This is a genomic window from Collinsella sp. TM05-38 (genome assembly GCF_003466445.1).
Classification (GTDB): Bacteria; Actinomycetota; Coriobacteriia; order Coriobacteriales; family Coriobacteriaceae; genus Collinsella.
This window is the reverse complement of the sequence record NZ_QSPM01000015.1, coordinates 16,544-29,727: the sequence shown is the minus strand read 5'-3', so window position 1 is coordinate 29,727 and position 13,184 is coordinate 16,544. Positions and strand designations below refer to the sequence as shown.

General features: G+C 61.8%; 12 protein-coding genes, 4 tRNA genes and 1 pseudogene. All 17 read left to right on the top strand.

Features of this window, described 5'->3' with window-relative positions; genetic code table 11:
• Positions 1–145 precede the first annotated feature (145 nt).
• The 17 genes and pseudogenes from DXD49_RS08425 (at position 146) to clpX (ending at position 12,932) form a co-directional block, all read left to right on the top strand.
• Complete coding sequence (locus tag DXD49_RS08425; RefSeq protein ID WP_233541781.1) at positions 146–553, top strand: hypothetical protein; 408 nt, start codon at positions 146–148, stop codon at positions 551–553.
• A 10-nt stretch (positions 554–563) separates the two neighbouring features.
• On the top strand, positions 564–1,043 hold the full coding sequence (locus DXD49_RS08420) for a molybdenum cofactor biosynthesis protein B (protein WP_117794720.1): 480 nt from the start codon (positions 564–566) through the stop codon (positions 1,041–1,043).
• A 153-nt stretch (positions 1,044–1,196) separates the two neighbouring features.
• Positions 1,197–1,697: an MBG domain-containing protein gene (locus DXD49_RS08415; protein WP_117794719.1), complete on the top strand. Its 501-nt coding sequence runs from the start codon at positions 1,197–1,199 to the stop codon at positions 1,695–1,697.
• 118 nt (positions 1,698–1,815) lie between these two features.
• Positions 1,816–3,174, top strand: a complete 1,359-nt coding sequence (gene brnQ / locus DXD49_RS08410; RefSeq protein WP_117794718.1) for a branched-chain amino acid transport system II carrier protein — start codon at positions 1,816–1,818, stop codon at positions 3,172–3,174.
• A gap of 91 nt (positions 3,175–3,265) precedes the next feature.
• Positions 3,266–3,342: transfer RNA gene (locus DXD49_RS08405), tRNA-Pro, on the top strand.
• Between the two features lie 6 nt (positions 3,343–3,348).
• Positions 3,349–3,422, top strand: a tRNA-Gly gene (locus tag DXD49_RS08400).
• A 316-nt stretch (positions 3,423–3,738) separates the two neighbouring features.
• Entirely contained in the window at positions 3,739–4,575 is an 837-nt protein-coding gene (locus DXD49_RS08395; protein WP_117794738.1) for a formate/nitrite transporter family protein, read from the top strand.
• Positions 4,576–4,760: 185 nt separating this feature from the next.
• On the top strand, positions 4,761–5,810 hold the full coding sequence (locus DXD49_RS08390) for a hypothetical protein (protein WP_158564886.1): 1,050 nt from the start codon (positions 4,761–4,763) through the stop codon (positions 5,808–5,810).
• 17 nt (positions 5,811–5,827) lie between these two features.
• Positions 5,828–6,319, top strand: a complete 492-nt coding sequence (locus DXD49_RS09945) for a hypothetical protein (RefSeq protein WP_233541780.1) — start codon at positions 5,828–5,830, stop codon at positions 6,317–6,319.
• 52 nt (positions 6,320–6,371) lie between these two features.
• Positions 6,372–6,599: pseudogene (locus tag DXD49_RS10075) on the top strand (SelB C-terminal domain-containing protein); the annotation flags it as partial.
• Positions 6,600–6,700: 101 nt separating this feature from the next.
• Positions 6,701–6,797: transfer RNA gene (locus DXD49_RS09685), tRNA-Sec, on the top strand.
• A 263-nt stretch (positions 6,798–7,060) separates the two neighbouring features.
• On the top strand, positions 7,061–8,416 hold the full coding sequence (gene gdhA, locus DXD49_RS08380; RefSeq protein WP_117743617.1) for an NADP-specific glutamate dehydrogenase: 1,356 nt from the start codon (positions 7,061–7,063) through the stop codon (positions 8,414–8,416).
• A 236-nt stretch (positions 8,417–8,652) separates the two neighbouring features.
• Entirely contained in the window at positions 8,653–9,249 is a 597-nt protein-coding gene (locus DXD49_RS08375) for an FAD binding domain-containing protein (RefSeq protein WP_233541779.1), read from the top strand.
• A 13-nt stretch (positions 9,250–9,262) separates the two neighbouring features.
• A tRNA-Leu gene (locus tag DXD49_RS08370) sits at positions 9,263–9,346 on the top strand.
• Positions 9,347–9,435: 89 nt separating this feature from the next.
• Complete coding sequence (gene tig / locus DXD49_RS08365) at positions 9,436–10,737, top strand: trigger factor (RefSeq protein ID WP_233540282.1); 1,302 nt, start codon at positions 9,436–9,438, stop codon at positions 10,735–10,737.
• Between the two features lie 163 nt (positions 10,738–10,900).
• Positions 10,901–11,521 carry an ATP-dependent Clp protease proteolytic subunit gene (locus DXD49_RS08360; protein WP_117794715.1) on the top strand — a complete coding sequence of 207 codons (621 nt, stop codon included), beginning with the start codon at positions 10,901–10,903 and terminating at the stop codon, positions 11,519–11,521.
• A 1-nt stretch (position 11,522) separates the two neighbouring features.
• Positions 11,523–12,932: an ATP-dependent Clp protease ATP-binding subunit ClpX gene (gene clpX / locus DXD49_RS08355; RefSeq protein WP_117794714.1), complete on the top strand. Its 1,410-nt coding sequence runs from the start codon at positions 11,523–11,525 to the stop codon at positions 12,930–12,932.
• Positions 12,933–13,184 lie beyond the last annotated feature (252 nt).

The following is a 13,184-nucleotide window of genomic DNA, read 5'->3' as shown; positions in this document are numbered from 1 at the left end:
CGGATCTGTTACGAGAGGCGCGTAGCCGACAGGTGTATTTGCCGTTGCGGGCCATGTCTTGAGCGGGCAGCAGGGGATTATACTGAACCAAACATAAAGAATCGGCGCCGCCGTTGCGCGCCGTGGCATGTAAGATCGCATCTCGATGCGTCCCGGCAAGGCCATCACGTTTGGCCTGCTTGGGGGCAAGCCGTTTTTGGGGCTTTCGGGTAATCCCGCGGCGGCGTATGCGGGCTTTGAGATGCTCGCCCGCCCCGCGATCCGCAAGATGCGCGGCTTTGCCGAGGGTACGCGTCCCGTGCAGCAGGCGATATTGACGCACGGCGTGAAGAAGCGCCAGGGCCGACGCTTCTTCGATCGCACCACGGTTTTGCGCGACCCCGAGACCGGTGAGCTGCTGGTGACCGAGGCCAAGACGCAGAATTCGGCGCTACTCGGCACGATGCAGCGGGCCAACTGCCTGCTGCGTATTGACGAAGGGCCGTGTGAGCTCAAGGCGGGAGATGTCGTGGATGTTGTCCGCGTCGATCTGCCCGAGGGAACGGTGCTATAGGAGGAATGCTATGGAGTTGAAGATTTCGATCGTGACGTGCTCGGATACGCGCGACCTTGCCCAGGACGAGGCAGGTGCCGCACTCGAGGAGCTTATCGAGGCGCAGGGATGGACGGTCGCCTCACATGTGGTCGTGCGCGACGACGTCAGCGAAATCGGTGATGCCATTGTGGAAGCCGCCGATGAGTGCCACGCCAATGTCGTGCTCACCTGCGGCGGCACGGGGCTTTCGATGCGCGACATGACACCCGAGGCGACGCGTACCGTCTGCGACCGCGACGTTCCGGGTATTGCCGAGGCGATCCGCGCATACTCCATGACCAAGACGCGCCGCGCCATGCTCTCGCGCGCTGTGTGCATGCAGCGTGGGTATACGCTTGTCATCAACTTTCCGGGATCCACGAAAGCGGCCCGCGAAAGCTGGGAGGCCGTGAGCGACCAGCTGGAGCATGCGGCCCAGATGACGGCGGGCGGCGGGCACGCCAAATAAGCGCACTGCCTGCGGCGGAGTAACCTTACGGGCTGCTCCGCCTTTTTATGCAGCGACAGTGCGGGCCGTCTCGTGGTTATTGGTAAAATAAAATTATCAGGCGAGAGATATTTATCATAAACATTATTCGCGCGAAAGCATAATCTAGTAACGGTGAAGGTTGACGACACCGAGCGCTTCGAGGGAGAGACGAACCCCGCGTTCACCTCGAGCCTTGAGAGGGCGGTCGATACCTCGGGCGTGAAGGTCGAGTACTCCTGCGTTACCGACGAGAGTTCCCCGGCGGGCGAGTACCAGATCGAGGCGACGGTCACCGACCCGAACTTTGATGTCACGGCTGAGCCCGGTACGCTGACGGTGAAGAAGAAGCCGGGGCCCGGCAACCCGGACCCGGATAAGCCCGGGACGCCCGATTCCGACCAGTCGGATTCTGGGGATCCGGCAAAACCAGGTAGTTCGGCTGACTCCGCAGCCGATAAGGCAAGGGGCGATGGTGCGGAAAACCCCGGACAGAAGGCTTCGTCCAAGTCGGGCGCTCAGCAGCTCGCCGATACGGGCGATCACGCGCCATTGGCAGTCGCCGTGGCTGCGGGCGCCGTTGCGCTTATCGCAATAGCGCTCGAGTTGCTGCGTCGTCGTCGCTCGGACGCGTAACGGCTCAAAAGGGGTGGCTAGATTGAAGCTTTGCACGATTTAGTCTGCTAAAGCATATATACTTGCGGGACGGGTCTTTTGCCCGTCCCGTTTTTGTCTCGACTCGAAAGGTGGTCCCATGGCCTCATCCGCTCCCCGCGGCCTGCGCTTCGACCATGTCCTCACTGTCGGCATTGCCCTGTTCTCGATGCTCTTTGGCGCCGGCAACCTCATTATTCCGCCGCTGCTGGCGCTGCAGGCAGGTTCTGCCACGCCGGTCGCCATGCTCGGCTTTCTCATCGCCGCCATCGGCCTGCCCGTCATGGGATTTATCGCCGTCGCGCTTGCTGGCACGGCCCGCGAGCTTGCCGGCCGCGTGCACCCCAAGTTTGGCGAATTCTTTGTCGCGGCGGTGTATCTGGCCATCGGCCCGTGCTTGGCCATTCCGCGCACGAGCTCAACAGCCTTCGAGATGCTGGTGCCGCTGCTGCCCGAGGGCGTCTCGCTCGCCACGGCTCGCCTGGTGTTCGCCGTCGGATTCTTTATCGTCGCATTTGCGCTCACGCTGCGTCCCGGCGTCATCACGCGCGTGCTCGGCCGTATTACGGGCCCCGCGCTCATTGCCCTTATCGTGTTGGTCGTGGGTGCCGCCGTGGTCTCGCCGCTGGGTCCCGCTGCCGCGTCGCAGGCTCCCTATAATGCCGGCGCTGCCGTGCAGGGCTTTTTGACCGGCTACCAGACCATGGACCTGCTCGCCTCGCTCGCCTTTGGCATCATCATCGCCGAGATTATCCACGAGCTGGGTGTTACCGATGACAAGCGCGTTGCCTTCGAGATTTCGCGCTCCGGCGTGATCGCCGGTGTGCTCATGGCCATCATCTACTGCGGCCTAGCACTTGCCGGCACGCAACTCAGCACCGTGATGCCCGATGCCACCAATGGCGCCGCCATCCTCGCTCGCTCTGCCTCCATGCATTTTGGCCTTGCCGGCACGGTCGTGGTCTTTGCGATCTTCTTCCTCGCTTGCATGAACGTGTGCATCGGGCTCATCAGCTGCTGTTCGCGCTATTTCTGCGAGACGTATGTGGTCAAAGGGGGAGCGGAGGCTTCCGAGGAGGCCATGCGCCGTCCCTTTGCGGTTCTCGCCTTTGTGTTCGCGGCGTTTTCGTGCGTGCTCTCCAACGTGGGTCTCGACGTGATCCTCTTGTTCTCGGTGCCCATGCTCAACGCCCTGTACCCCGTCGCCATCGTGCTGGTGCTTATGGGTCTGGTGCACGGTTTTTGCGACGCGCATCCGCAGGTGTGGGTCTGGGTCGGCGGCGTTGTCGCGGTCCAGAGCGTGATCACCTCGGTCCGCGATGCGTTCTTTACGGGCGCGTGGCTGCCGTTCGATGCGCTGCCGCTGGCAGACATTGGAGCCGCGTGGGCGCCGGTTGCCGTGGTGGCGTTTGTGATCGGCCTGCTCCACAGCCGGTTTGTCGCACATTCGAGGAGCTAGGGTATCGTCACTTGCACAGGCGGGGAGTCTCCCCTATAATTTCCTTCGCTTTGGGACACGCAAGGTTTAGACCTTAGCTGCTCAACACCTTCGGGACGTGGCGCAGTTTGGTAGCGCGCCTGCTTTGGGAGCAGGATGTCGCAGGTTCAAATCCTGTCGTCCCGACCATATCTTGCGGGCGTAGTTCAATGGTAGAACCCCAGCCTTCCAAGCTGATGACGCGGGTTCGATTCCCGTCGCCCGCTCCATAAGAATTGTTTTAACGGCTTTGGTTTCCTTTGGGAATCAGAGCTGTTTTCGTTTACGCGCCGGGCGACGGGAATCGAACCCGTCAGGGTGCGGAGCTGAGAAAAAGCGTGAGCATTTTCCAGCGCAGCACGCAAGGGCCGAAGGCCCGCAGCGAAACAAGGATTTGCGAAGCAAATCCTTGGACTTCCCGTCGCCCGCTCCAAGCTATATAATCGCAGGCCAATATGCTAATTTGGCTCGCGTTTGTTTTCCCATCTTCGCGGGACATGTTTATGACCAATGTTTGTCCCACATCGTACGAAAGTAGTGATTGCCATGGCACAAAGTAAGGCAGAATATCCCACTCCCGACTGCCTGGCGCCCGCCGCGATCGAGGCCAAGACCGAGGCTGCCGGTGTTGCCAAGGCCAGCCTGCCGGTCTCGAAGGCCTTTTTGCTCGCCATGTTCGCCGGCGCGTTTATCGCCTTCGGCGGCCTGTTCTTCACGGTCTTTCTGAGCGATCCCACGCTTGGCTGGGGCGCCCAGCGCTTCGTGGGCGGTCTTGCTTTTTGCCTGGGACTGGTGCTCGTGCTCATTTGCGGCGCGGAGCTGTTTACCGGTAACTCGCTTATGGTCTGCGCGCTTAAGAGCAAAAAGATCACGCTCGTCCAGATGCTCAAGGCTTGGGCTATTGTGTGGACCGGCAACTTTGCCGGCGCCCTGTTCGTTGTCTTTTTGATTTACATGGCAGCTATTTATAAGCTCAACGGCGAGGCCGTCGCCAACACCATGGTGAGCGTCGCCGCCGGTAAGGTTACGATCGACGCCGTTACCATCTTCTTCCGCGGCATTCTGTGCAACATCTTTGTCTGCCTTGCCGTATGGATCGGCACTGCCGGCAAGACCGTGGTCGATAAGGTCGTGGGCATTTTGCTGCCTATCGCTGCCTTTGTGGCCTGCGGTTTTGAGCACTGCGTTGCCAACATGTACTTTTTGCCCATGGGCATTTTGATGCATTCCTGCGGCTATGGAGCCGATGTCGCCGGCGCCGATGCCCTCAACGCCGCCGGGCTGGCGCTCAACCTTTCGGTCGCCACGCTGGGCAATATCGTGGGCGGCGCCCTGATCGTGGCGCTGGGCTACTGGTTTATTTACGCCAATAAAGAGGCCTAAAGGACCCAACCCATAACCGACCAAAAAGGGACAGGTTTATTTTGGCAGGTTTTGGACGAGGCGCTTCGCCGTCTTGTCGCGAGCTGCCATAATGGACCTGTCCCTTTTGCATACGTCTCGTCACATTTTGGCCGATGACGGCCAAAGGGGACCCGCTTTTTATTGAACATGTCGAAAGACTTTCCATGAGCGACTGCGAATCCACGCCTGCCGAGGTGCGCGACCGCCTGCGCTCCATTCCCGCCGCTCACGAGCTGCTGGCCGAGTGGCCGGTCATGAAGGCTGCCGGCGATGCGGGCGACATGATTGTGCGCGAGGCGATTGATGCCGAGCTCGATGCCGAGCGCGAGGCGATCCGCTCTGGCACCCCCGCTAGGAATAAGCGCGAGCTCGCCTTGGCCATCGAGCAGCGGTGCCACCGACTGTCGCTGCCGACCCTGCGCCCTGCCGTCAACGCGACGGGCGTTGTGATTCACGCCAATCTGGGCCGCGCTCCGCTTGCTCCCGCAGCGGTGCAGGCGGTGACCGATGTCGCCCGCGGCTACAGCACGCTTGAGTATGACGTCGCGGCCTGTGCCCGTGGGGGTCGCGAAGAGCACGCCGCGCGTCTGCTGCGCAAGCTTCGCGAGGCTCAGTTCGAAAAGGTCGTGGAGCTGCAGGTTGTCGAGGGCGCCTCTACTCCCGGCGGCGGATCGCTGCCGACTGTCGAGCTCCCAACATTTTGCGTTGCCGTCTGCCCTGTCGATGGGCGCCTATCCGCCGATGGCCTCAAGCGCGCCTTGGTTCAGGAGCCCGATACGCCGGTCGTGACGCGCGTGCGGCACGACCAGGTGCTGTTTGACGTTCGTACGCTTTTGCACGACACCGACCTTGATCTCGATGTCGAGGCGTTTCTGGACGGGACCGTGTTTGCGGGGGCGTCGATAGTGCCGGTGTCCTCCAAGACGGGCGAGGGCCTGGAAGAGCTGCTTACGGCGCTCGATAACGCGGTTTGCTCGTGCTGGTCGGAGCACCTGGAGGCAGCCGTGGGCTCGGGCGCCGCGCCCCGTCTTCCCATCGACCGCTGCTTTAGCATCCGCGGCACCGGGACCGTCGTGACGGGTACGCTGCACGACGGTCCCGTTTCGGTTGGCGATGAGCTCGTTGCGCTGCCGTCGCAAACGCGCTGTCGCGTGCGCGGGGGCAGGTTCACGGGGATACCCAGTGCGCGGTTCCCGGCCAGCGCGTCGCCCTGAACCTGGTGGGCGATGGCGTGGCGGGCCTCAAGCGCGGCGAGATGCTCGGCGTCGAGGGTCGCGTGGGCCAGACGCTGCGCTTTTTGATGCAACTGACATATGTGGGGCGCGATGGCGTGCGATCCGGCGTTCTTGCTTCGGGTACGCGCGTGCACGTCATGGCGGGCACGGCCGAGGTGCTCGGCCGCATTATGCTTTTGGACGACGAATCGCCTATTGCGGTCGGCGAGACGCGCGTGGTGCAGGTGCGCCTGGAACGGCCGCTGCCGATGCGTGCCGGCGATCATGCCGTCATTCTGTCGTATTCGCCAGTTTCGCTGCTTGGTGGCGGACGCGTTCTGCTTTCGCGCTGTCGCCGCGCGCGGGCCCTATCGGCGGGGGAGCGCGCGTGGCGTGTGCACCGTCGAAGGTGCCGAGGTGATCGACCCGCATTCCGCTGCTGCGGCGATACGCGTGGTACGCGAGGCCGGCCAGCGTATCGTTGCCCTGCTGGACGAGGCGGGTCTTAATGCGCCGACGCTTCCCGAGGTGGGCGAGCAGCTTCAGCTCGATCGCGACACCATGACGCGCGCCCTGCGCGAGCTTTCGCTCAACCGCTCGATCGTTAAGGTCGAGCGTGACGTTGCCTTGTCCGCCGCCGCCGAGGCTCATGCGCGTGGGGTTGTTGCGACGGCTATCGAGGCTGCCAGCGGCGCTGCCACCACGAGTGTGCTGCGCGAAGCCCTGGGCGTATCGCGCAAGCGAGCCATTAGCATCTTGGAGCACCTGGATGCCGTGCGCTTTACAGTGCTCGACAAGGACGCCGGCGGTCTGAGACCGCTGCGCCAGCGGCCTCCGCATCGCTCTTTTCGGTTATGGTCTGTTCGGTTTGGTAAAATACCGCCACGCTTGGGAACGGATGGGCCCCGGTGGGCCCCGCGGTCCTCAAAACCGTTGCGAGGCGTGCAAAACGTCTTGGATGTGTTCGATTCACATACGTTCCCGCCAACGCATCGCGCCAAAACCACCACAAAGGTGCCTGTCCCCTTTGTGGTGGTTTCGAAACGTGCGAGAAACAGCTTTGAAACACGCGATTTGCACGTCAGGCGGTCAAAAACCCATCTACCTGCATCGTAATCAAAATGAAACATCCGCCCGCGGTCTTATTCGTAACTTTGCCGCAACAGTGCGATATTATCCATACACGATAAAGCTCGCGGCGCATAGGGTGCCGCGACCGACACTTTTCGTTTCCCATCATTGGAGGAAGCATGAGCTACACGCAGAAAGTTCTCGAAGAGCTCAAGGCCCGCTATCCCGAGCAGCCTGAGTTCATCCAGGCCGCGACCGAGATCCTCGGCACCATCCAGCCGGCGCTCGACGCCCACCCCGAGTACGAGGAGGCCGCCCTGCTTGAGCGCCTCGTCGAGCCCGAGCGCATCGTCATGTTCCGTGTTCCCTGGGTCGACGACCAGGGCAAGGTTCAGGTCAACCGCGGTTACCGCGTCGAGTTCAACTCTGCCATTGGACCCTACAAGGGCGGCCTGCGCTTTAACCCGACGGTCACCCTGGGTATGCTCAAGTTCCTGGGTCTGGAGCAGATCCTCAAGAACAGCCTGACCACCCTTCCCATGGGCGGCGGCAAGGGCGGCTCCGACTTTGACCCCAAGGGCAAGTCCAACAACGAGATCATGCACTTCTGCCAGTCCTTCATGACCGAGCTCTATCGCCACATCGGCCCCAACACCGACGTTCCCGCCGGCGACCTGGGCGTTGGCGGCCGCGAGGTTGCCTACATGTTCGGTCAGTACAAGCGCCTGACCAACGAGTGGACCGGCGTCCTCACCGGCAAGGGCCTCTCCTTTGGCGGCTCGCTCGCCCGTACCGAGGCCACCGGCTACGGCCTGGTCTACTTTGTGGACGAGTACCTCAAGAGCCGCGGCGACTCCTTCGAGGGCAAGAACGTCGTCGTTCACGGCTCCGGCAACGTCGCTATCTACGCCGTCCAGAAGGTTTCCCAGCTCGGCGGCAAGGTGCTGGCCTGCTCCGATACTCACGGCTGGGTCGAGGATCCCGACGGCATCGACTACTCCGTGCTCGAGCACGTCTACAACCAGAAGCGTTCCGGTCACGATAAGGGCGTCACGCTCGCCATGTATGTTGACGAGAAGCCCAACGCCGTGTGGCACGAGGGCGACGGCCGCGGCGTGTGGCAGCTGCCCTGCGACATCGCGCTGCCCTGTGCTCGCGAGAACACGCTGCTGCTCGAGGACGCCCAGGCGCTCGTCGCCAACGGCTGCAAGGTAGTCGGCGAGGGCGCAAACATGCCCACGACCATCGAGGCCACGACCTACTTCCAGGAGAACGGCGTCGCCTTTATGCCTGGTAAGGCTGCCAACGCCGGTGGCGTGCTCGTGTCCGGCCTGGAGATGAGCCAAAACGCCGAGCACCTGTCCTGGACCTTCGAGGAGGTCGACGGTAAGCTCGAGCAGCTCATGCGCGGCATGTTCCACAACGTGGACGACACCGCCAAGGAGTATGGCCAGGAGGGCAACTTTGTCATGGGCGCCAACATCGCCGGCTTCCTGAAGGTCGCCGACGCCATGCTCGCTCAGGGCGTCTGCTAAATCCAGCTCAACATAGCTCCGTTCAGCACCAGCTGATGCACCTAAGGCTCTCGACCATATCGGCCGGGAGCCTTTTTCTATGGTGGCGAGGGTCGTGCGCCCTCGTTTGGTACACTTAGAGGTACTGGAAAAGTAAAGAGATGGGGGAGAACTTGCTCAAGTTCGGTACCTACGTCCGTGTTGGAAACGCGGCCGAAGCCTATGAGCTCTTGCAGTAAAACCGCAACAACAAGATTGTGGGCGGCGGCATCTGGATGCGCCTGGGATCGCGTCGCGTGGCGACGGCGATTGACCTTTCGGCCTGCGGACTCGATCAGATCGAGGAGACCGAGACCGAGTTTCGCATCGGCGCCATGTGCACCCTGCGCCAGCTCGAGCGCCATGCCGAGCTCAACGCGCTCGTCAACAATGTGTTTGAGTTTGCCGTCCACGACATCGTGGGCGTGCAGCTGCGCAATACCGCCACGGTGGGTGGCAGCATCTACGGCCGCTTTGGCTTCTCGGACGTGCTCTCCGCCTTCCTCGCGCTCGATTCCTATGTAGAGCTGACGGGTGCCGGCCGCGTGCTGCTCGCCGAGTTCGTGGACATGGGTTACGTGCGCGACGTGATCGAGCACATCGTGGTTGTCAAACACGACTACCGCGCGAGCTACGAGGCCGTACGCTTTAGCTACCCACACTTCGAATTCGGCCCCGAGCTCGAATGCCTTGGTGGGGTAGATAAAAAAGCCCCGTCCCAAATTAGCTACCCTGAGCCATCGGCAACTCGTGGTGAGGTCGTGAGCCAAAAACGTGTGCGTGCGCTTGCCGCTCGTATCTGCTATCATTCCTAGTCTGTGCGCTCATGCGGGCGTGGCGGAATTGGTAGACGCGCCAGATTTAGGTTCTGGTGGGATTCCCGTGAAGGTTCGAGTCCTTTCGCCCGCACCAACGCACTTGCGTCGGCTCCCGCCGTCGCGACTCTTTGTTGCATAAAAGGTACCAGCACCTCAGATAAGCTGGGCAGTATGAGGAGGAACGTGTTGAACATCACCGCTTCTGACGTCAAGGACGCCAAGCTCACCGCTACGGTCACCATCCCGGCCGCCGACGTCGACGCCGCGATCAAGAAGGCCTACAAGGACACCGCCAAGAAGTACCGCTTCCCGGGCTTCCGTGCCGGCAAGGCTCCCCGTCCGGTTATCGACTCCGCTCTTGGCGCCGAGGCTACCCTCGCTCAGGCCACTAACGACTTGATCGCCGCCAACGAGCCCGCCGTCCTCAACGAGCTGGACATCGTCCCCACCAAGAACGGTGACTACAAGGAGCTCGACCTCGCCAAGGATCACGAGGACTACACCTACACTGTCGAGTTCTCCCTGCGTCCTGCCGCTGAGCTCTCCTCCTTCGATGCCGTCGAGATCGAGATGCCTCCCGCGGAGGTCACCGAGTCCGAGATCAACAACCAGGTCGAGATGCTCCTCAACTACCGCGCCACCTTCGAGGACGTCGAGGGCCGCGCCGTCGAGGCTGACGACTATGTGACCGTCGACCTCAAGGCCGTCGAGAACGCTGATAACTTCGCCGCCGAGGGCCGTATGCTCATCGCCGGTAGCGACAGCAACCCCAAGGAGTTCAACGAGGCCCTGATCGGCGCTAACGTTGACGACGTCAAGACCGTCACCTGGACCGACGAGGTCGAGGAGGGCGAGGAGGCCGAGACCCACACCGTCGAGGTCACCGTCAAGGGCATCAAGGTCCGCAACACCCCCGAGCTCACCGACGAGCTCGTCAAGTCCGACTTTGGCTTCGACAGCATCGAGGCCATGCGCGACGCCATCAAGCTCGAGATCGAGCAGGACAAGGCTTCCCGCCTCCCGGCCGAGAAGGAGAACCGTTGCGTCTCCGCTCTCGCCGAGCGTCTGCAGCTCGAGGAGATGGACGCCGACTACGAGCAATCCGTCTTTGAGGAGCTTGGCCAGAACTTCCTGTCCAACCTTGCTGCCCGCGGCATGACCCTGGACACCTGGCTGCCCGCTTCCGGTCTGACCATGGAGCAGTTCATCGGCGACCTGCACAAGCAGGCCAACGACGTTGCCCGTGAGTCCCTGGCGCTCGACGCCCTCGCCCGTGAGCTCAAGATCGAGGTCACCGAGGACGACATCAACGCCGAGTTCGAGAAGGCTGGCGTCAAGGACGTCGAGGCTTCCAAGGCCGAGTTCATCGCCGATGGCCGCATGCCCGCCGTCCGCGAGTCCATCCGTCGCTCCAAGGCCGTCGATCACCTGGTCGAGAACGCCAAGGTGACCGAGGTCGACGAGACCGCCAAGGACGCCGAGTAATTCTCGCCACCTTGTCCGCGAGCGCATGCGTGTGCCCGTGATGGGGTAAAGTTATAAGCCGGTTATCCGGTTGCTTCGTACGGTGCCAGCCAATGCATAGCATGCGGGCACCGTACGTTTATCTAGAACCAATTTGGTCCGCAAGAGAGAAATGGAGATGCGTATGATCGCTAAGTTCGATTCCGCCCTCGTGCCATACGTTATCGAGCAGACGCCGCGCGGCGAGCGCAGCTACGATATCTATTCGCGCCTGCTCAACGACCGCATCATCTTCTTGGGCGAGGAGATCAACTCTGTCAGTGCCAACCTGGTCGTTGCCCAGCTGCTGCATCTTGAGAGCCAGGATGCCGAGAAGGATATCTCGCTCTACATCAATTCGCCCGGTGGCGAGGTATACTCCGGCCTGGCGATTCTGGACACCATGAACTTTATTAAGCCGCAGGTCTCCACCATCTGCGTGGGCATGGCCGCGTCCATGGCCGCCGTGCTGCTTTCGGCCGGCGCCAAGGGCAAGCGCTTCTGCTTGCCGCACTCCAAGGTCATGATTCACCAGCCCAGCGGTGGCGCCCAGGGCCAGCAGACCGAGATTGAGATCGTTGCCGAGGAGATCAAGAAGACCCGTCGCGAGCTCAACCAGATCCTGTCCGACGCCTCGGGCCAGCCCATCGAGAAGGTCCAGGCCGATACCGAGCGCGACAACTACCTGACCGCTGCCGAGGCCCTCGACTACGGTCTGGTCGACCGTATCGTCACCTCTCGCGACTTGGCCGCGAAGGACGCCTAGGATGGCGGGTAACATGCAGGATAACTTCGACGAGAACGGAAACCCCATCCGCTGCTCCTTCTGCGGAAAAGAGCAGGGTCAGGTTCGCCGCCTTGTTAAGGGTCCGACCAACATCTTTATCTGCGACGAGTGCGTTGCCGCCTGCTCCGAGATTTTGGAGGAGTCGCTGGCTTCGGACTTTATGGACGCCGCCCGCAACGGCAAGCTGCCGGGCTTTCTCAACGACCACGGCCAGGCCGCATCTCAGCCCGCTGTGGATACCGAGGCCGAGGGCTTTGAGCTCGAGGACGATATGCGTCAGGTCATTACGCACGTGCCGACGCCGCACGAGATCTATGCCGAGCTTTCGGCCTATGTCATGGGCCAGGAAGATGCCAAGCGCGCCATGTCGGTTGCCGTGTACAACCACTACCGCCGCGTGATTGAGGGCGGCGCTGCGCTTTCGGCCTATGACGACGGCTCGAACGCGCAGCTCGACGACGATATGGACGAGGTGGAGCTCGCCAAGTCCAACATTTTGCTGCTCGGTCCCACCGGTACCGGTAAGACCCTGCTTGCCCAGACGCTCGCGCGTATTCTCGAGGTGCCGTTTGCCATCGCCGACGCCACCGCGCTCACCGAGGCCGGCTATGTGGGCGAGGACGTGGAGAACATCCTGCTCAAGCTCATCAACGCCGCCGATGGCGATATCGAGCGCGCACAGGTGGGCATCATCTATGTGGACGAGATCGACAAGATCGCCCGCAAGGCCGAGAACCTGTCCATCACCCGCGATGTTTCGGGCGAGGGCGTTCAGCAGGCACTGCTTAAGATTCTTGAGGGCACGGTGGCAAGCGTTCCGCCCACCGGCGGCCGCAAGCATCCCCAGCAGGAGCTGTTGCAGATCGACACGACCAACATCCTGTTTATCTGCGGCGGTGCCTTTGTGGGCCTGGATAAGATCATCGCCGACCGTGTTGGCAACAAGGGTGTGGGCTTTAACTCCGAGATTGCCGGCCCCACCTCGGTCGACGAGAACGACCTGCTGCGTCAGGTGCTCCCGCAGGACCTCAACGCCTTTGGCATGATCCCCGAGTTTGTGGGACGCACGCCGGTCGTCACCCAGACGCAGGCGCTCGACGAGGACGACCTGGTGTCGATCCTGACCGAGCCCAAGAACGCCGTGGTGCGCCAGTACCGCAAGATGTTCCAGCTCGAGGACGTTGAGCTTGAGTTTGAGGACGCGGCCCTGCACGAGATCGCCCGCATGGCACTTGCCCGCAAGACCGGCGCCCGCGGCCTGCGCTCCATCTGCGAGGACGTGCTGCAGCAGACGATGTTCGACCTCCCCAGTGAGGAGGGCGTTACCAAGGTCGTCGTGACCGAAGCCTCCGTAAAGGGCGAAGAGCAACCCCAGCGCATCTACGGCTAAACCAGCCAAATACGTGCTTGCAAATAGCCTCCGACCACCCGCGGTCGGAGGCTATTTTATATATACGCAATAACCCCAACTACCTGTGCTATTCTGTGTGTTTGTTTAAGCCAAAGCGAAGTCAATTCAGACTGAAGTAATCGATACCTAAGGGGAGGAATGTAGGCCCGTTTTTCGTAGATTCCGCACGAGCCGAAGACCACTTAATGTGGTCTTCGAGCGAGCCCAGGACCTGACCGAACGAAAATCGGG